Raw genomic sequence first — 20,842 nt, 5'->3', positions numbered from 1 at the left:
CAGGCAATTGTCATATATTGTCAATTAGCAAGTTTTAAAACTCAAATCGAGCCTTAACTCACTTTATCCCACATCTTGCTTAGACGCTTCGGTGATACCGCCATACGGGTTTTCATCGGCTGGGCGAATAGCTGGATTCGATATTCCTCGACCATCCAGCGGTACTCGCTGATAGACTCATTGTTGGCGCGACCTGACAGTCGCTCCATATGCAAATCTAGCGCATAGACACCGTCGAGGTCGGCATCTAAGTTGTGCTCAAGGCGCTCAATGCGAACCTCCAGCGCCTCTAGATAGCGCGGATACTGCTGCCAATGGCTATAATCCATGCGATAGACGAAGTTAGCCAATTGCAAATCTTCCAACTGATCTTCGATGTCTTCGATAGATTCACCAAATATCTCCCGATCGAGCATGAGCAAACTCTGACGGATACGCTGCCAGCGGGTATAGACATTTTTAAGGGTTTTTATGACCGCTTGACCAGTCAATAAGAAGTTGCTCAACACAACTTCAAGTGTTTGCCCATACTCCTCTGGCGTGAACGGCAGCTCCTCGCTTAAGCAAACAGCGATATCATCAGCGCTCTCTGGCAAGGCGTCACTATGGTTAAACAAGACATAGTGCTCTTCGAGTGTAGCATCTAGTGTCGCATCGATAACGATAGTTTTTAGGGCTTCCATATCGCCAAGGGGCGCAAATGCCAGTTTGAATATCTTGTCTATTTGACTGGTCAGTTGTTTTTTCTTCGCGCCAAGCTTGCCTTTGATTAAAGTCAAAACGCCGATACGATGCGCCTGCAATGCAGCGTTTACATCGGTATACTGATGAATCGATACTGCCTCGCCAGCCTCGTCAGCGACCAAGGCGGCAAATTGCTTCATCACCACGCCTGCACTGTGATGGTTTTTGCTAAAGGCAAAGTGCTCAGGGAATTCGGTATGCGTGCCTTGCTGCTCATTCACGGCTTGTCTGGTTTCACTAGCATGGCGAATTTGTAGCGTATGTAGGTCGCGACCTTTTTCGATAATACGGTTTTTGTCATCGACCACACAGATTTGCGGCTGCAAATAACGATCGATACTAGAGGGATTAAAATTGTCTGCTGTCACCGACATAATGCCGCGACGATTTAAGGCTTGGCAAAGCTGCTTAAGCAAACCTTGTCCACCAGCGGGCTGCAATTCATCAAACAAGCTATCAGCGGTGTCAGGAATTGGTACGATTTGACGGCGGATATCTTTGGGTAATGACTTAAGTAATTGCAATACCAACTCAAAACGCCAACCAGGTACGCCCCATAACAGCTCGATAGCATCTAGCTGCGGTAGCGCAACGAGTGGCACGCGAATCGTCACTCCATCGTCATCGCTCGCCGGATCGAAGACATAACGTAGCGGCAGCTTTAAATCACCCAACTGCCACACTTCAGGAAAGTCACCTGTGGTCGGTGCTTGACTATTGAGCACGTCATCATCGGTGAAGAATAGATGCTTGGTATCAGTTTTTTCAACCTCAGCCCGCCAGTCTTCAAAGGCCTTGCGACTGGCGACATGCTCAGGGATTTTTTTGTCGTAGAACTGGTATAGCGTCTCTTCATCGACGAGTAAGTCACGACGGCGCAGCTTGTCTTCGATACGCTCAACATGAGCGATTTTGTCCATGTTGTGCTGCAAGAATGGCGCTTGGCGACCCAAGTTACCCGTGACCAAACCATCACGGATAAAGATTTCTCGTGACTCAACCAGATTGACTTGCTCGTAATTGGTCAGCTGCTTACTGATAATAATCAAACCAAATAAGCTGATCTGCGCGTAAGCTTTGACACGCCCCGTCTTTTTCGACCAATGCGGCTCAAAGTAGTGATATTTTAATAAATCACCTGCCGCTGAGATAATCCATTCTGGTTCAATTTTGGCAACGGTACGCATAAAGACTTGCGACGTTTCTACGACTTCAAACGCCATGACCCAAGGTGGTATCTGTTTAAATACCGTACTCGCTGGGAAGATTTTAGCTTTTTGCTGGCGCGCGGCTAGATATTCACCACGATTTTCAGTCTTGTGGGCGATGGTAGACAACAGACCTGTTAATAATGCGCGATGTAAATTGGCATACTTAACCGCTTTGATTTCTTCATCATCAATCGCCGTTGGATCGTTAGTCACGTTTTCTAACGTATCCGTAGTTTTTGCCTCTTTAACATCCGTAAGCTTGAGGTCGGTGACCATTTGCACCAACTGGCGATGGGTCTGACTCCATTCACGCACCCGCGGAAAGCTCAGATAGTTTTTCTTCGTGAATTGCTTGCGTTGATTACCAGAGAGCTTGTTGCCGTCTTCATCGGTTTCAAACAAAGCTTTCCACAGGCTTAGATAAAATAAGAAATCTGAGTCATCTTGGCGAAATTCTGCATGCTTCTGATCCGCTTGTTGACGCTTATTGGCAGGGCGCTCGCGAGGATCTTGTACAGCAAGCGCGGCAACCACGATAAGCATCTCTCGAATACAGTCAAAATCGCTACCGGCAACTAGCATACGTGCTAGCCTTGGATCGATTGGCATACGTGCCATCTTTTGACCAGTAGGCGTCAGGCTTAGATGATCGAGACCTTTTTTTGCTTTTGGCTTGTTGGTTTGAGTAGAGACAACTGCTTCGTTTTTAGCGGTGATCGCCCCTAGCTCATCAAGCAATTTATGACCGTCAGTAACCAAGCGGCTATCGGGTGGCTCAATAAACTCAAAATCATCAACGCTACCTAGACGCAGATTCGCCATCTGTAAAATAACCGACGCCAAGTTGGTACGCAGAATCTCAGGTTCCGTAAACTCAGGACGACCAGTAAAGTCCCCTTCACTATAAAGACGAATACAAACACCCGGCGCGACACGGCCACAACGACCTTTACGCTGATTGGCAGCGGCTTGTGAAATCGCCTCAATCGGGAGACGCTGTACACGTGAGCGATATGAATAGCGTGAAATCCTTGCAAACCCTAAATCAATCACGTAACGAATACCCGGTACGGTCAACGCAGTCTCAGCAACGTTGGTCGCGATAACAATACGCCGACCTCGACCTGATGGCTGAAAAATACGTTGCTGCTCTTCATATGTCTGCCGTGCAAATAATGGCAACACTTCGGTGTGCTTGGGTCCATGACGCTCTAGCACTTCTTGTAGTTCACGAATCTCGGCTTCGGTCGCGGCAAATATCAAGATATCTGCCTGATCAGCATGACCTTTGCTTTGTGCATCACCAAAGCATTCTTCTACCGCAGCCACGACCGCACGCGGCAGATTTTCTTCAAAATCATCGTAGCTGTCATCATCCGAGCTGTTTACTGGCTCATCAGTCAGCGGACGATAGCGAACTTCGACGGGGAAGCTGCGCCCTTCGACATTAAAAATCGGCGCAGGGATGTTGCGCTTCAGCTTATTATCATAACGGCTAAAGTATTCACTAAAGCGCTTGGTATCAAGCGTTGCTGAGGTAATAATGACTTTTAAATCGGGGCGTTTTGGTAGCAACTTTTTCAGATAACCCATAATAAAGTCAATGTTTAAGCTACGCTCATGCGCTTCATCAATAATAATAGTATCGTATTTACTTAAAAATCGATCATGACCCAATTCCGCCAATAAGATACCATCAGTCATAAGTTTAACGACTGACTGCGCGGTACCTTGTTCATTAAAGCGAATTTTAAAACTGACCGTATTACCAAGCTGCTCGCCCAATTCTTCAGCGATACGGTTTGCTACACTTCTAGCCGCTAGTCGCCTTGGTTGGGTATGCCCTATCTGTCCAGTAATACCACGTCCTGCTAGCATTGCCAATTTCGGCAATTGCGTTGTTTTACCTGAGCCCGTCTCCCCTGCGACGATAATGACTTGGTTATCGATAATAGCCTGAATTAAGTCATCACCACGTTGGCTAACGGGCAGATCAAGATTTAATTTAGCTGGCAAGTCCTGAGGAATACTATTGATACGCGCTTGCACGGTTTGCTGTGAGCGGGTTTTAATTTTGTCATACTGCGCACGTTTTTTAGCTAGCTCATCAACTGCTTTATTATCAGAATTGCTACTGGCTTTCTTATTCTTAGCAACAGCTGCACGCGCCAGCTCACGCTCTAAGCGACTTAGATAGTAGCTGTCTTTTGCTAGTACGGGTAAGTCAGTGGCAACTTTAGCGTGCGAAGATGTGTTATCAGTGTGTAGCGTAAGATTTGAGTCATCATTATTTGGGTTAACAGCTTTACTTGATTCATTGCTTGGCTGATTGGGGCTAAAGGCACTGGCGTTTCGTTCATTGGCGGTGTTTTCAGTAGGCATTTCTGAGACATTTTTAGAAGTATTGGACATATTTACTTAGGCTATTTATTATTTGGAAGTGGTTAGATTATGGGGGTAATTTGGGCATGATTCAAGATGGTTATAGTGCTTGGTTTGCACATTGAAATCTTTTATCAGTTTTGAGAGCCCTAGCTTTGATGGCATTGATAATGTAATAGCTATTTTGATGCCCTGGTTAAGCCATCAAGCACGCCCTAAAACTAATGAAAACGGCCTAAAAAGTAAAATTAAGCGTTACTGGTATGAATGAGCTGTCGACTAGTCGCAGCTCCCGTAAAAAAGGTCTGCAAATTTTGCAGTGGCACCCTAGGAAAAGGTAGGTGTAGCGAGAGTATTAACTTTTCAAACCCTACCATCTCATCAGCCAATGCTTGAGCAATATCAGGTTGAATCTGCGGATTGTCATAAAGATTATCAATCAACCATGTCAACTGTGGAAAACTGCCATTATCATGAATCTGATATAGGGCGGGTACTAGCTCATCAGAGATTTGGCAGCGCGTTTTGCGAATTATGCCGTTCTTAAAGTACATATTTAAAGCCATATTATGTCAACTTCCTTAAATTCTTAATACTGAGGTAACCGACGTACTCTTTATCATCGTCGGTTTTTGCAAGTGCATGACTATCATGAGCAATAGGTTCAATTAAAATCTGTACGTTTGAGATAAGATCATTAACGTTATAAATATCATCGATATCCACCGCAAATTTATCATCAATATGCGACGCGGCATCGAAAGGTGAATCTTTATCTTTAAAAGTAAATTCTTTATAAAATGCACTCTGTTTGGCTTGTTTGATAGCCTCTGCTTGAGTGGCAGCAACGATAAGTAGTTTGTAATGAAACTCTTCGAAGCTCCCCTGCTGATAGCCGCCTAAATTAATAAAGAACAGTTTTAAACCATTATTGCTATCTCTAATTGCTGATTCGACTAACTTTATCGAGTGATTACCAACCTTAGTAATAGCGCGATACGAGTCGATGTGCCATTTATTTTTGACTTCAGGCCAATGGTGATTAATATCCTCTATCAACTCGCTCACCTGATTGGCCACACCAAAAAACATGTCATGCTGCTCAATCAAACGACCTTTTGGACGACCACCAAGTTGCACCATAAATAGTGTTGGCATCTTATGCAATCCTTATTGGGTATATGGAACTTGTAATCAATTTGCTCTAAAAATTATTTAGCTGTTTTTATAGTTATAACACCCGCCCTGTCCTTAGCGCAAACGCCCAATCTTCACGACCGTTCATTGCAGCAAATTTAGCCGCAGCTTCATAATCATAAGGCACTTTGATATGCTCAACTTGCCAGCTTGTATCTTGCTTAGTACTTTGTATAGTACCTTGCTCAGCACCAACGCATTTTTTAATAAGCGCGTAACTGGCATGGGGCGAATAGGTTTGCATTTTATGCGCGATAGGCAAATTATCTTCATAGGCTGGATAACCAACGCTACCTGTATTGACTATCGTTTGCCCTGTCGATAGCGTAACGGTACGCGGGATATGAGTATGACCACAGATGATAACGGCACTTTCAATACTGTTAAGCAATGTCAGAATATCTGCGTCATCACGTACTATCGGCTGCCCTGTTTCGATATTCTCGAGCATATATACCATGTCATCGGTTGGTGACCCGTGGCATAGATATACATCTTCACTGACATGATAATCAAACGGCAAAGCTTGCATCCATTCAACCGCTGCTTTAGGTAAGTCTTCAAGGATAAAAGCCATGGTTGCGTTATCAGCAATATCCGCCGCTGTCGCTTCATAAATCTGTCTATCCTGATTACCTCGAATCGTAATGATATCGTTCTGATGCGCCATGAGAAGCGCATAGGTATCTTTAGGGGCAATAGGTCCGTATAAAATATCACCCAGATTGACAATTTGATCGATATCGCGACGTTTGATATCAGCCAACACAGCTTCAAGCGCGAAGACGTTGCTATGAATGTCGGAAACAGCGGCTATTGTCGTTATTCGTTTGTTTTTTGGATTATTCATCTATTTGTTCACCAACCAAAACCTGCTGTACTACTTTAACCGTCGCTACGGAATCCTCTTCGTGTGGTACATGTCCCAAATTATCAAATACCTTTAACTGGCTATTAGCGATATCTCGATGAAACCGTTTGGCGTTTTCTACTGGGATTAGGTCGTCTTGCGCACCCCATAAGATGAGGGTTGGTAAATCCAATTGTTTGATTTGTGCTTGATTTGCCGTGTTATCCATCTCCAGCAAGCGGCGGTTTAGCGCCAGACGGTTGCCTTGACGCAAAGTCAAATCGTAATAACGATCCACTAAAGCCTCATCGACTTTGCTGTCGTCCGCGTAGACGCTTAAGATACTTTTTTTCACAACATCACGCGGTAGCACACGGCTAAGCAGTGGAGTCAATATGGGGTATTTCGCCAGTTTAAAACCAATAGGCACCTGTTTTGGCGTTGCAGGGTAGCCAACTGCATCGATCAATATGAGTTTATTAACCCGCTCAGGATATAATGCCGCAGTACGCCACGCGATTTTACCACCCAGCGAGTTGCCTGCTAACGTCACGCGACCCACTTCTAAATGATCAAGCACATCAATGACAAACTTAGCATAATTAGCACTGTCATACTGAGTGGATTCATCGGTATAAGGGCCGGTCAAGCCAAACCCCGGCAGATCCATGCTGATGACACAATAGTCATCACTTAACTCACATGTCCAGCCCTGCCACGTATGCAAACTTGCTGAAGTGCCATGTAGTAATACGATAGTTTTAGAGCTCTCAATGGTTTTAACACTATTAAGATCAGATTCTATCTCATTTTCTACGGCATTTTTGCTCGGATAGGCTGTGCATCTTGGCGATTTGATCACATGCGCCTGCATCCCTTGCACGTCTATAAACTCACTATTGGGCAGTTGCCAGCGCTCTAGGTCGGCGACGCTTCTGTCGGCCGCCCAATAAAGTGCGATTAAAGCTATCAATAAAACAAGTAGCCCCAAAACAATAAAGACCATGATTTTCGTTAGACGTTTTGCCATTTTTATTAAATCCGTTTAATGAGAGGACGTTATTGATTATGTTATACAGTCATTAAACCTAAAAAGAAACAAAAAACCCGATGCTTGAGAGTAACTCAAACATCGGGTTTAATGGTTTTATAGTCAGATTATTATAAGGCTAAATTAAGAAAAAATACGCCCACAGCCCTACTACAAAGGTGGCGATGATATTGAGAATGATACCAGTACGTATCATCTCTGACTGCTTGATAAGCCCCGTACCAAATACAATCGCGTTTGGTGGTGTGGCGACAGGAAGCATAAAGGCACAAGAAGCACCAATACCGATGACCAATACCAACACTTCATGTGGTAAACCCATTTGCTCAGCAATAGCAGCGAATACCGGCACTAATAACGCGGCAGAGGCAGTATTAGACGCGAACTCTGTTAAGAAGATAATAAATGCCGATACCGCAATCATTACGATAATAAGTGGTGCCGAAGACAACGCATTGGCCACGGTCTCGCCCAGCACTAAGGAGGCGCCAGAAACTTTCAAAATTGTTGATAGTGCGATACCACCACCGAACAACATGAGCACACCCCAATCAGTATTGTCAGAGACTTGCTTCCACGATACAAGTCCCAAGCTCACTACCGCTGCTGCTGCAGACAATGCAATGACCGCATCGGTATCGGTGATATCAAGTGCCGCACCGATTTTTTTGGAGAATATCCAACTGAGTGCTGTCACGATAAAGACAATAATCGTCACTACCCGAGGCTTATTCCACTCAATAGGTTCCTCTTCGACAAGGACGACCGTACGATTAAGATTGGGTTTCAGGAACAAATACATCGCCCCCAGTAATAGTGGCAATAGCACTAACATCATTGGAATACCGAATTTCATCCAATCGATAAACGCAATATCAAGCGCTTTTGCCGCGATGGCGTTAGGCGGTGAACCAACAATCGTACCCAGACCACCCAAACTGGCAGAGTAAGCGATACCCAATAATACAAACACAAACGTACCGCGATCTTTTTCGCGGTCAACCTGCGTCAGGATACCGAGCGCAAGAGGCAGCATCATCGCAGCTGTGGCAGTGTTCGATATCCACATCGACAAAAATGCAGTGACCCCAAATATTAAAAATACAGCCGTGCCAAGCTTGCCACCTGACATGGATAGAATTTTTAGCGCAATTTTTTTGTCCAATTGCTGTACATGCAAAGCGGCAGCCAAAGCAAAACCACCAAAAAACAAGTAAATCGTTGGGTTAGCAAAACTCTGCAAGCCGATTTCGGCATCGAACTCTGGTATACCAATCAGTGCGCCAACCACCACCACTAATAGCGCAGTAATGGTCACATGTAGCGCTTCTGTCAGCCATAACACACCGATGAAGAACAGCAGGGCCAAGCCTTTATTGGCATTGATATCGAACGGCAACACGTTATAAATAATCATACTGATAATGGCAGCGATGATGACCACTATCAGCCCTTTACCTGTACCCTTTGGAAAGGTGTCGGTAAATAAATACTCATTGCCATCATCAGGAAGATGGCTGTCTAACTTTTGCTCTGACATAACATATCCTTATTGTCCTCAAAGACGTTGAAAAAACTAAAATATAAAGATAACTTTTAATCATAATTGCTAACAGCAATTTATTTCGAAACCTATTCTCTGCTATTGTAAATGACATTGAACAGAAATCATCAGCATCCCAGTGATACCTCGTTACACATCGTCACTAAACAAGCCTACACCGTACCTGTACAACAAGGTAGCTCTATCTCATACTTACTATGTGAAATAAAACCAAACGCCCATAAATATTGCATATAGCTATTTTTATTGGCAGTTAACAAAAACAAACAGGAGCACGTTATGACAGACCCAAATAAAACGGATGCAACCACGAAGATGGCACCGAAGGATATCAATCAAGATGGTCTAGATAAAAAAGACCAACAACGTACTGATGACTCTGCCTTAGATATGATGCAAGGTATGCACGAACATGAAGATCACAATCCAGAAGAAGATAAATAGTTCGGTTCGGTATAAAAAGCCATAAAATATAGTCTAAAAGCGCCTATCTTGCTGATGAGCGCTTTTTTGCTTGTGGTGGTCTCTGTTCTGGCAAATGATCTGAGGCATAGTTATAGACAAATGCCGCCGTTAGCACGATAGTGATCGGTACAAACAATGCGCCATAGCCAATTTTGGCATATAAAAACGCACCCACTACCCCGCCACCGCAAAAGCAATACCAAATAATCGCCTGAAAGCCCAATGTCGGCTTACTGATTGAACGTCCTGCTAGCCAATTACCGATAGCAGCACCCATGTCTGACGTTAGACCCGTTAGATGAGTGGTACGAATGACTGCGCCGCTATAAGTCGCCACCATCGCATTCTGTAATCCGCACGCCATGGCTGCAGCTAATTGCCCAAAGTAATCATGCTCTTTATAAAGTAGATAGCTGATCAGCAGTAACGCAGCTTCGATATATAATGCCCGCCCATAGCGCCGTCCTAACTTCAATGAGCTTTGCCCAATGACAAAACCGCTCAATATTGACCCTGCCAAAAATGATAACAACGACGCGCCTATATATAGAATACTAATGGCATCAAAATGAGCAATAGCGGCAGCAAATAGGCTCACATTACCAGTGACATGCGACACGGATAAATTGGTAAATCCCATTAATGCTGCCGTATTGAGGCAGCCCGCACTAAAGGCAAGTACAGCACCGCCCCACAATATCCACCTTGGTAATTTGGTTATCATATCTAGCACCTAAAGGCTTGTTACCAAAAAGCCCGTAGTATAACCAAAAAAGACAGCCGGTTGGCTGCCTTCTCTGTCATTACTATGATTGCACTAAAGGTTTGTCATGGTCAATGGATTTTATAAATCTCAAGAATTAGAGCATATTGAATATTCAACACACCCTGATAAAACACAATTAAAGACCTTTTAAACAATTACTGCTGTGGCTCATCAAGCATCATTAATTGCTCACTGATCGCAACAGTATTAAAACCAGCGTCAACGAACATAATCTCACCAGTGATACCTGAAGCCCAAGGCGACAGTAAAAATAAAGCCGCATTTCCCACTTCTGTTTGGCTGACATTACGCTGTAGCGGTGCAATTTTTTCGCTAATATCCAGCATTTTACGGAAAGACTTAATACCACTGGCAGCAAGCGTGCGGATAGGACCTGCAGAAATAGCATTGACGCGGATACCTTCGCCGCCCATAGAGGTCGCTAGATAGCGAACGCTGGCTTCAAGACTGGCTTTTGCCATACCCATGACGTTGTAATTTGGCAATACCGAAATACTACCTTCATAAGTCAAGGTCAGCATTGAGCCGTGACGCATGGCCAAAAGCTCTCGTGCTGCTTTGGCTAGCGCGACGAAACTATAGCTGGAGATATCATGCGCAATATGGCTGCCTTCACGCGTTGTGGCGCTAACAAAATCACCATCGAGTTGATCCATCGGGGCAAAGCCGATCGCATGTACCACACCATCGATACCGTCGCCCCAATGTGCGGTGACTTGCTCAAAACACGCCGCGATAGACTCATCAGAAGCCACATCACACTCTAATACCAAGTCCGCTTCGAACTTCTCCGCAGCCATATCAACGCGTTTCTTAATCTTATCATTAGGATAAGTTAAGATGAGTGACGCGCCTTCGCGATGCAACGCCTCTGCGATAGCCCAAGCAATAGAGAGCTTGCTGGCAATACCAGTGACGACGAACCGTTGTCCTTGCAGTAGCATAATATTTCCTTTTGAGTCGATCAACGTTATTTATTTAGTTTGTTTTAATAAGATAATAACCATGAATAAAAAAGATAGATATAAAGATGACTTATTATACACGAAATAATTTAAGTATACAGTCGTAAACTGTTTTGAGTGTTCAATGAGTGACTATATTGATTAAACACTTAACTACTGCCACAGCGGTATGAAGTTGAGCAGATTTAAAGTATAATCACAGCCCTCCCAGCTTGCACAATTTTTATAAAAATCCTTTATAACCGTTGTTTATAAACAAGGATTTAGCGTTAAGCTACACCCACATTTTGGATGGCTGCCAAACTTATGAGTAACACCCCTATCGTCTCCTCAGATTATCAAGAAAGTATTGTATCCTATCGTCAACTGATTGAATCAACTGGCGAAGACTTAGATCGTCCTGGATTGCTAGATACGCCCATTCGAGCGGCGAAAGCATTTGCTCATTTAACCCAAGGCTATCATCAAAGCTTGGATGAAGTGGTCAATGACGCGGTATTCCCGTCGACCAATCGCGAATTGGTTTTAGTACAAAATATTGAGTTTTATTCGTTATGTGAGCACCATATGCTCCCCTTTCATGGGGTGGCACATATCGGTTATCTGCCGAATGGACAAGTCTTAGGGCTGTCAAAGTTTGCACGTATCGTCGATATGTTTGCTCGCCGTTTGCAAATTCAAGAAAACCTGAGTGAGCAAGTGGCACAGACCATCATGGACGTGACGGGCTGCCGTGGTGTAGCTGTGGTAATGGATGCATCACATATGTGTATGATGATGCGCGGTGTCAATAAGCAGCATTCGACCACACGCAGCACAGCAATGCTTGGTGAATATGTGCATGATAACCAAGCACGCAACGAGTTTTTAAATGCCGTACCTAAGCGTCAACCGGCATTTTAAAATGGTATTCTATAGTGAGTGAAAAGTAATATCGAACCATCATGCACTGCTGCTATCAATCTTCTTGCTTGCTGTGCCTGCGTAGACAGAGGCTACAAAAAAACGATAGCAGCAATACCGTCGCGTTTTTAGGATGTTTTGACTATAGAACAAAAAAAGGACACTCATCAAGTGTCCTTTTTTTATGCAATTCAGATATGTTTAAAACAGAGATACTGTGCCGTGTTGAGCAAATCCTAACTCACTGATTTTACGGCATCAATCCAGTTGCCATAACCTGCTTCTTCCATCTTCGCTAATGGAATAAAACGCATTGCGGCTGAATTCATGCAATAGCGTTTGCCCGTTGGCGCTGGACCATCATCAAATACGTGACCCACGTGCGAATCAGCGTAGCGGCTGCGGATTTCGGTACGGGTTGAAAAAATACCACGATCTTCTTTTTCGACGACCACGTCGGCACTCAACGGACGGATGAAGCTAGGCCAGCCTGTACCAGACTTGAATTGGTCACGAGAAGAATATAGCGGCTCGCCCGATATCACATCGACGTAAAGCCCCGGCGCTTTATTGTCCCAATAAGCATTATCAAAGGCGCGCTCGGTACCTTCTTTTTGAGTAACTTTATATTGAATGTCACTCAGCGACTTTTTCAGTGTTTCCTGTGTTGGCTTCACGAATGTTTTTGGGTTGAAGCCTGCGCTTGCTTTGGTAGTTGCTGCTTCATTTAAAGCTGCCTGTTTAGAGCTGGCCGCAGTCGGTTTAAACTGGTTAAAATCTAGCTCATAGTCTTTGCCATAGACGCTTTCGATAAATTGATAGCGACCAGAGTTGAAGGTATAAGCCTTATAGCGTAGCGGGTTTTTTTTATAATAATCCTGATGATACTCTTCTGCTGGATAAAAAGTGCTCGCAGGTACAATCTCAATCACCACTGGCTTGGCATATACCCCAGAGTCCTGCAATGATTGCTTGGCAGTTTCTGCTATCTGTTTTTCTTGCGCATTATTATAAAAAATAGCGGGGCGATACTGCGTACCTCGATCCACATACTGACCTTTATTATCAGTGGGATCAGCAATGCGCCATAACGCCTGTACGATACCGTTATAGGTAATCTGTGTAGGGTCATAATATACTTGCGCCGCTTCCGTATGACCCGTACCACCTGCTGATACTTGTTTATAAGTTGGGTTTTCGACATTACCACCTGTATAGCCAGACACCACTTCTATGACCCCAGGGATTTTCTCATAGCCTGCTTCCACGCACCAAAAACACCCACCAGCGACCGTTGCTACTGCCAGTCCTGGAGTCGTCGGCGCATAAGGATTGGCAGCATTTACATCCTTCACAGCGGTGTTGGTTTCGGTAGAAGCACAACCTGCGTACAACGCACTGCTTGCCACGATCACTAATCCGATAATTTTAGACGGCAATATACGATTCATAACTATTTCCTAAAAGAATTTTCGTGTAACTATAGTGACCCCTTGGTGTCACCACAATATTCCTATATTGTTATATATATAAAACGAGTTCAATTGTTTCTAATAAAAAAAGCTTATTATCCTATGATAATAAGCTTTTTTAGTTTATCAGCGACATGATTAAATAGATAAAATAATCTATGCTGCTATGCTGCTATGCTGCTATGCTGCTATGCTGCATTGTCACTATTTTTATCTTTACCAGCAAGAGCTTCACTTTCTTGCATAATCTTGGTCAAGATTTCCTTGATACCAGACGCTGGCATATAAGTCGGCACTGCATAGGTATCACTGACTTCTTTAGCAGCGGCTTTAGCGATACTGTCAAAGTCACTGCTTTTCATACCTTTGACGGTTGGATCAATATTTAAGCTTTTGATCAGCTCTCGTACTTGGGCGATTAAGTCATCTGCTATCTGACCATTGCTACTACTCGCTTGATCGTGCTTGACCATGCCCGTTTTTCTTGCCAATGTTGCCAGTCGTTTTTCACTTGCTTTACGATTTAAGTCCAATACATAAGGCAAGACGATGGCATTCGCACGACCATGAGGAATACTATAATACGCGCCTAATTGATGAGCGATAGCATGAACATAACCTAGACCAGCTTTATTAAAGGCAATACCACCGTAGTGAGCCGCAATACCCATCGCTTCACGGGCTTTTAAATCGCCACCATTTTTATAAGCCAGTGGTAGATATTGCATGACAGACTTGACAGCGGAAGCCGCATAATAGTCAGTCTCTACACTTGCGTTTACGCTCATCCACGCTTCTAGCGCATGGGTCAATACATCAATACCGGTATCGGCTGTGATGTGCGCGGGCATACCTTTCATAATAACCGGATCGATGGCCGCTGCTAATGGCACCATTCTTGGATCAATAGATAAGGCCTTTTGATGAGTTTTATCATCTGACACCACTGCACCGAGCGTTGCCTCTGATCCTGTACCAGCCGTAGTAGGAATACAATATAGCGGCGTAGAAGGTTTTCTGGCTTTTAGAATCCCGATAAGTTGTCTAGGTTTGCAATTATTGCCTTGCGACATCGCAATCATCTTAGCCGCGTCGATGACTGAACCGCCGCCGATAGCCAGTATAGAGTCGCACTTAGCATCGATAGATTTGCGCAGGCCTTCTTCTATGACCTTAAAAGTAGGGTCTGGTGTCACACCATCATAGAGCTGATAGCGGATGTTTTTACTATCTAGATAGTCGGTCACTTTGGCAGGTATACCAAGCTTATTCAATACGGCATCAGTGACGATAAATACATTGCTACTACCTTCGTTAATGAGCATATCACATAACTCATCACAGGCAGTCTCACCAACGAATAGCATCGGTCTTCTGATAGGCACTACGTAAGAAAAGGCTTTTAATACTTTGGCACGCGTCTTGGCAACTGCCAAATAACCAACATGCTGTAATGGATTGTTATTTACTAACTTAGAAAGACTGCTTTGTTTTTTGCTGGGCATAAAAAATCCTTTTTTAATAATGCTTTTAATAGCAGTTATAACTGTGTTGATTCCACCAACTAGGGCGTGTCTCAATTCAAACGATAGTCATCTAAATGGACTAAAAATGAGGACATGCCTTGGGAGCGAAGCCAAAACAGGTAAATACATAAGTAAAATATATATCGATAGAGTAGACTCATGTCCAAATTTATTGTACCACTGCATTTTTTAGGATGTCGTGATTATTATGAACTGCTATGTTCTGATTTTTTAGAAGGTTTTATCGAATCGTCCAATAGCAGCAGTATTCATAAATAAGGCAACCTTAATTCTCTTCTTTGACCAGCCACTGGTTATTGTCTTGCCCAAAATACCAAATCATCACCACAGGTGCCAAGATACTCAGCCAAATGCCATAGGTGATTGGCAATCCCTGCGTGACCGCTATATAGCTCAGTCCAATGATGGTCAGTGCAAGGAGCATCGCAATAACATTATGGCTCGATCTACGGCACATCAATTCTCGTAAGATGGTCAGCGTCAATAAAAATACCACCAACATACTCATTAGCATGCCCATTGCATAAGGTTCTGAGATGATTTTTTTGGCGCTATCACCCGTTTCACCGGCGACGGATTCGGTAACCAGATTCAGCATACTACCCAAACCTGCTAAGGCAGCAAAGATAAAAAAGTGCCCATAACCAAATAAAAACAAGTCATGACGTCGGCGCTCTTTATTTAAAATGGTATCAAATGGCACGATAAAATACAGCCACCATAAAGAAAACACGAGAGCGACTAAGCTTGAGCCGAGTAACAGGATGCTACTCGCAGCCGAGGTAGAGTTAACCAAAAAATATTGAATACTGTTACTAACCCCTACCACACCCTCGCCCAATACGATAATGGTCAAGAGTCCATAACGCTCAGCAATGTGTCCAGGGTGCCAGTTATCAAACTGCTCTGAACGTGCCCATACTGGCATGAGTAGTTCTGCTGCTATGAACAGAAACAAGGCGGGCGTTTGTAACGCGGATGGTAAAAACAACCAGATAATCCACAACGCCTGTAAAGTTAACAGACCGACCATACTGCGCCCAGCGACTTTTTTATGACCTGGAACTTATCGATAGACACGCCACCATTGACTACAGCTTGCTAGCCGCATGATGGCATAACCCGTCACCCCAATCTAAGTCAGCCCTTGCTCATAAAACTGATGGATGTTGGCGGCTATCATGAGAGAGCCAAACATCTGAAACATGACTGAGATGCGATAAAACCAGTCGTCAGGGTCATAGCCTGACGCAAACCACGTAAAGCTGGTCCACGCATTCCACAAGATAAAAAATGCCACAGTAAAGGTCAAAAAACCTGAAAAATCGTGCTCACTCAAGCGATTATAAAAACCATTGGCAGCGGCGGCGACAGCAATGACATAAACCAAGTCAAATAGCAGCTCAAGCGTGGTTGACGGTCGATTTGGCTCGTTAGGGTTTCGGGCTTGGATAGGTTTTATTTTGAGCCTGCCGATCATGTAGAGTGTTCCACTTATTTCAAAATTAGTGCAGCCACATGATTATGTAATTACGTAGCTATTCATTTCTGACGGTTGATCTTTTAATAGGGTCTGTTGAACATTCAAATATTAGGACTGCTGATCGCTAAAATCGTCCCAAACCTTTTATCAAATCAGGCGTAAACCGATGATAATGTCGAGACCTTAGCTAGGTTTACAACAACGTTTGGGGTGGTTTTAGCATCAGCCTTTTAGGGCAGTAGCTATTTTTTGCCAATACATGGCGAAATTGTCTAACCTAGAATGACTAGGCATCAAAAATTTCACTGCGCATTGTCTAAAAAATAGCTACTGCCAGTGCCACATTTGAATGTTCAACAGACCCTAGGCTATAGCACACTTGCCTGCAATAACTGCTGAGCATATGAATGCTCTGGGTTATTGAAAACCTCTTCAGTACGACCATACTCAATACACCTACCTTCTTTTAGCACCATAATATGCTGACATAAGGCGCGGACTACTTTTAAATCATGACTGATAAATACATAACTGATTTGCAGTTTTTCCTGAATTTCACGTAGCAAGCTGACCACAGTGACTTGTGTAGTGCTATCAAGTGCAGAAGTTGGCTCATCCAGTATCAATAAACTTGGCTGCATAATGAGTGCGCGCGCCAGCGCCACGCGTTGACGCTGACCACCTGATAGCTCATGTGGATAACGCTGCGCAAACGCTAACGGTAAGTGCACAGTAGCAAGACTATCCATTACTGCTTGCTGGCGGGATGTTTTATCAACGCCTTGTACTAATAGCCCTTCTTCTACTATCTGCATGACCGTCATACGCGGGTTAATACTGGCAAAGGGGTCTTGAAATACCATTTGAATCTGCGAGCGAAAGGTACGCAGATCGCGTTTTGATAATGCCGAGATATCTTGTCCATTGACCATTATCTGGCCACCAACACGCGCTTGATTGCTGAGTAATTGACTTAGCGCAAGGGCAATCGTGGTTTTCCCAGAGCCTGACTCACCAATGATACCCAGTGCCTGCCCTTTGTGTAGGATCATATCGACATTTTTTACCGCATCAAACCAGCGTTTGGTACCGCCAAATAGACTTTTCTCTACAGGAAACTGCACTTGTAGGTTACTGACTTGCAATACGGTTGGTTGCTCACTGCTATCAGCGAATAAACTTAGCGCCTGCCCAAAGTCTTGCTTAATAAGTGTGCGAGTATAGTCGGCTTTAGGCTGACTAAACACATCTGCAGTTTTCCCCTGCTCAATAGTGTGCCCTTGACGCATAACGATGACTTCATCACTGTAGCGTCTAACCAAATTGAGATCATGGCTGATTAATACCATCGCCATATTGTGCTGACGCTTAAGGTCATCTAACAGGGCGAGAATTTCATGTTGCAAGGTCACATCAAGCGCGGTGGTTGGCTCATCAGCGATTAAAATATCAGGCTGCTGCGCCAATGCCATGGCAATCATTACCCGCTGACGTTGACCACCCGATAGCTCATGCGGATAGCGATTCAGTTTATCAGCAGGGTCAGTAATATTGACATCGTCTAGCAAAGCGATGCTTCTTTCGCGCCATTGCTTTTTGGGTACACCGCTGAGACGCAGAGACTCTGCGATTTGCTTAGCAACCGTATGTAATGGATTGAGCGCCGTCATCGGCTCTTGAAACACCATACCGATGCGTTGACCACGGATAGAGCGTAGCGCAGCATCACCTGTTTTGTGATTGCTTATCGGCAATGTAGCCATTCCTGTCGCATCTGCTAACTGCACTTCACCAGTAACGGTCAAACTATCGGGTAACAAGCCCAACAGCGCGAGACTGGCAATCGATTTGCCAGAGCCCGACTCACCAACGATGGCTAGCGTTTGCCCTTGCCTAAGCTCATACGTTAGTTTATCGACTAAAGCATTACCTGCATTGGTGGCGATGCTAAGCTTATCCACTGTCAGCATGAGCTTATTCTGTGCTTTGCTATGACTGTTATTTAAACGATTATTTTGCTCAGTAGCAGTTATCATATTAGCGTTTATCATCTTATCAGTTGTCATATCAGGAACGCCTCGGATCAAAGGCATCACGCAGCGCTTCGCCAACGAAAATGAGCAATGATAAAATAAAGGTTAAGCTGAAAAATCCAGATAAGGCCAGCCAAGGGGCATCGAGGTTGTTTTTCCCTTGCACCATCAACTCACCAAGCGATGGTGACCCAGGCGGTAAACCATACCCTAAGAAGTCTAGCGCTGTTAAAGCAATGATATTAGCGGTTAGGATAAACGGCAGTTGTGACAAGCTTGAGGCCAACGCATTAGGCAAGATATGTCTGAGCATGATTTGACTGTCCGATACCCCAAGGTTGCGAGCGGCACGGACATAATCAAAATTACGCGCTCGTAAAAACTCTGCCCGTACCAAACCGACCAGCCCCATCCAACCAAATAACAGCATCATCGCAAACAGCATAAAGATACTAGGGCTAAACAAGCTGACCAAAATAATAATCATAAATAGCTGCGGCATACCGCCCCATACCTCCATGAAGCGCTGCCCTGCCAAATCTACCCAGCCACCGTAATACCCTTGTATCGCACCAACGATAATACCAATAAGCGCGCCTGCTAGCGTCAGTGCCAGACCGAACAGCAACGATACCCGCATGCCGTAAAGTATCCGCGCCAGCACATCACGACCCAAATCATCTGTCCCAAGCCAGTTTTGGCTATTGGGTGCGGCTGGATATGGAATCCCTAGCTCAACGTTCGGTGTCTGGTCTGCAAAGGGAATGAGCGGCATCACATAGTAACCCTGATCATTAATCAGCGTTTGCACAGCAGGATCTTTGTAATTAGTTTCAGTCTCGAACACACCGCCAAAAGTTGTTTCAGGATAGGCTTTTAATACGGGGAAATAATAGTTACTTTCATACTGCACCAGCAGCGGCTTGTCATTAGCAATCACATTGGCTGCCATACAAATGACAAATATTATCGCAAAAACAAACAGCGATATCACGCCGAGACGATTGCGGCGAAAACGATTAAGGCGTGCCTGCCAAATAGGATTTAGGCGGCGTTTTTTTTCTGGGACAATGGAAGATGTGTTTGAGGGTACAGAAGATAATGGATGACTTGACATTAGCGCCCCTCAAAATCAATACGCGGATCAATTAAGTGATAACTTAAATCACTGATTAACTGTAATAACAGCCCGAGCAAAGTAAAGATAAACAGCGTACCAAATATCACCGGATAATCACGCTGCTGAATGGCTTCGAAACCCAACAACCCCAAACCATCAAGTTTAAAGATAATCTCAATCAAAAAATTACCGGCAAAGAAAATCCCAACGATAGCCGCTGGAATACCGGCGATAATAATCAACATCGCATTACGAAACACATGGCCGTATAACACTTGCCGTTCGCCCAAGCCTTTGGCTCGCGCGGTAAGCACATATTGCTTACCGAGCTCTTCTAAAAAGCTAAACTTGGTCAAGTAAGTCAAGCCAGCAAAGCCGCCAACGGTACTTGCTAGGAGCGGCAATGCCAGATGCCAAAAGTAATCTTTCACTTTACCAAGCGTGCTTAATTGGTCAAAATTTTCGGAAGTTAATCCTTGCAGTGGAAAAATGTTCCAGTAGCTGCCACCAGCAAAAAATACTAGTAATATGACGGCAAATACAAAAACGGGTATTGCATGGCCGATAGCAAGCAGCATGGCTGTTGCTTTATCAATCCCTGAACCATGATGCATCGCTTTATAAACCCCGAGTGGAATGGCGATCATATAAATCAGCAGCGTACTCCAAAGCCCTAGCGAGATCGATACGGGTAGTTTCTCTATAATCAGGTCGGTCACCGTCTGACCTTTAAAAAACGACTCACCAAAATCCAACTGGGCATAATTTTTTAGCATCAGCCAAAAACGCTCTGGTGCCGATTTATCAAAGCCATATTGAGCATTAATCGCCGCCACCATCTCCTCTGATAAACCGCGTGTCCCTTGATAAGTGCTGTTGTTGCCTGCACTGCCCGCGCCAATATTACCACCAAGCACATTGTCTTTTGCGCCTTGTTCGATAAGCGCCAGCTGCTGCTCGACAGGACCACCAGGCGCTGCTTGTACAATCACAAAGTTTGCGAGTAATATCAAAAAAAGCGTCGGTAATATCAGCAGTAACCTTTTCAAGATATAACGACCCATAACG

At 44.3% G+C, this 20,842-nt stretch carries 15 protein-coding genes and 1 pseudogene; 2 read left to right on the top strand and 14 right to left on the bottom strand.

What is annotated here, in order from left to right:
* Window positions 1–53 precede the first annotated feature (53 nt).
* From hrpA to AAEY80_RS02920, 6 genes are all read right to left on the bottom strand, one after another.
* Complete coding sequence (hrpA, locus tag AAEY80_RS02945) at window positions 54–4,367, bottom strand: ATP-dependent RNA helicase HrpA (protein WP_350587860.1); 4,314 nt, start codon at window positions 4,365–4,367, stop codon at window positions 54–56.
* 218 nt (window positions 4,368–4,585) lie between these two features.
* Window positions 4,586–4,903, bottom strand: coding sequence for a hypothetical protein (locus AAEY80_RS02940; RefSeq protein ID WP_101212593.1), 318 nt, complete (start codon window positions 4,901–4,903; stop codon window positions 4,586–4,588).
* A gap of 1 nt (window position 4,904) precedes the next feature.
* Complete coding sequence (locus AAEY80_RS02935; RefSeq protein WP_201566460.1) at window positions 4,905–5,495, bottom strand: DUF1543 domain-containing protein; 591 nt, start codon at window positions 5,493–5,495, stop codon at window positions 4,905–4,907.
* A 73-nt stretch (window positions 5,496–5,568) separates the two neighbouring features.
* Entirely contained in the window at window positions 5,569–6,384 is an 816-nt protein-coding gene (locus AAEY80_RS02930; protein WP_350587859.1) for a metallophosphoesterase family protein, read from the bottom strand.
* On the bottom strand, window positions 6,377–7,414 hold the full coding sequence (locus tag AAEY80_RS02925) for an alpha/beta fold hydrolase (protein WP_350587858.1): 1,038 nt from the start codon (window positions 7,412–7,414) through the stop codon (window positions 6,377–6,379). The genes AAEY80_RS02930 and AAEY80_RS02925 overlap by 8 nt, the downstream gene beginning before the upstream one ends.
* A gap of 139 nt (window positions 7,415–7,553) precedes the next feature.
* Complete coding sequence (locus AAEY80_RS02920) at window positions 7,554–8,975, bottom strand: SLC13 family permease (RefSeq protein ID WP_201566454.1); 1,422 nt, start codon at window positions 8,973–8,975, stop codon at window positions 7,554–7,556.
* A 303-nt stretch (window positions 8,976–9,278) separates the two neighbouring features.
* Here AAEY80_RS02920 and AAEY80_RS02915 point away from each other — a divergent pair, with 303 nt between their 5' ends.
* Entirely contained in the window at window positions 9,279–9,443 is a 165-nt protein-coding gene (locus AAEY80_RS02915) for a hypothetical protein (RefSeq protein WP_173239989.1), read from the top strand.
* Between the two features lie 43 nt (window positions 9,444–9,486).
* Here the strand turns inward: AAEY80_RS02915 and AAEY80_RS02910 are convergent, their stop codons facing one another.
* Both AAEY80_RS02910 and AAEY80_RS02905 read right to left on the bottom strand, forming a co-directional pair.
* Window positions 9,487–10,188, bottom strand: coding sequence for a YoaK family protein (locus AAEY80_RS02910; protein ID WP_201566451.1), 702 nt, complete (start codon window positions 10,186–10,188; stop codon window positions 9,487–9,489).
* A gap of 197 nt (window positions 10,189–10,385) precedes the next feature.
* Window positions 10,386–11,195, bottom strand: coding sequence for an enoyl-ACP reductase FabI (locus tag AAEY80_RS02905; protein ID WP_025651168.1), 810 nt, complete (start codon window positions 11,193–11,195; stop codon window positions 10,386–10,388).
* 327 nt (window positions 11,196–11,522) lie between these two features.
* Between AAEY80_RS02905 and folE the strand changes: the two genes are divergently transcribed.
* Window positions 11,523–12,119 (top strand): GTP cyclohydrolase I FolE, encoded by a 597-nt coding sequence (gene folE, locus AAEY80_RS02900; protein WP_201566450.1) that lies wholly within the window; start codon window positions 11,523–11,525, stop codon window positions 12,117–12,119.
* Between the two features lie 236 nt (window positions 12,120–12,355).
* Here folE and msrB read toward each other — a convergent pair whose 3' ends face one another.
* The 6 genes and pseudogenes from msrB to yejB all read right to left on the bottom strand — a co-directional run bounded on the left by msrB (window position 12,356) and on the right by yejB (window position 20,838).
* On the bottom strand, window positions 12,356–13,570 hold the full coding sequence (gene msrB, locus AAEY80_RS02895; RefSeq protein ID WP_201566449.1) for a peptide-methionine (R)-S-oxide reductase MsrB: 1,215 nt from the start codon (window positions 13,568–13,570) through the stop codon (window positions 12,356–12,358).
* A gap of 209 nt (window positions 13,571–13,779) precedes the next feature.
* A complete protein-coding gene (locus tag AAEY80_RS02890) occupies window positions 13,780–15,096 on the bottom strand; it encodes an iron-containing alcohol dehydrogenase (RefSeq protein WP_201566448.1) in 1,317 nt (438 codons plus the stop codon).
* Between the two features lie 307 nt (window positions 15,097–15,403).
* Window positions 15,404–16,618 (bottom strand): annotated as a pseudogene (locus tag AAEY80_RS02885) (low temperature requirement protein A).
* Window positions 16,619–16,989: 371 nt separating this feature from the next.
* On the bottom strand, window positions 16,990–18,657 hold the full coding sequence (locus AAEY80_RS02880) for an ABC transporter ATP-binding protein (protein ID WP_413786713.1): 1,668 nt from the start codon (window positions 18,655–18,657) through the stop codon (window positions 16,990–16,992).
* Window positions 18,658–18,688: 31 nt separating this feature from the next.
* Window positions 18,689–19,771: an ABC transporter permease gene (locus AAEY80_RS02875; RefSeq protein ID WP_350587857.1), complete on the bottom strand. Its 1,083-nt coding sequence runs from the start codon at window positions 19,769–19,771 to the stop codon at window positions 18,689–18,691.
* A complete protein-coding gene (gene yejB / locus AAEY80_RS02870; protein ID WP_201578028.1) occupies window positions 19,771–20,838 on the bottom strand; it encodes a microcin C ABC transporter permease YejB in 1,068 nt (355 codons plus the stop codon). Before yejB ends, AAEY80_RS02875 begins: the two co-directional genes overlap by 1 nt.
* Between the last annotated feature and the right edge of the window lie 4 nt (window positions 20,839–20,842).

The sequence above is a fragment of the Psychrobacter sp. 78a-MNA-CIBAN-0178 genome (assembly GCF_040309625.1).
GTDB classification, from domain to species: domain Bacteria; phylum Pseudomonadota; class Gammaproteobacteria; order Pseudomonadales; family Moraxellaceae; genus Psychrobacter; species Psychrobacter okhotskensis.
The sequence above is the reverse complement of the archived record's forward strand: the minus strand, read 5'-3'. Positions and strand labels throughout refer to the sequence as shown.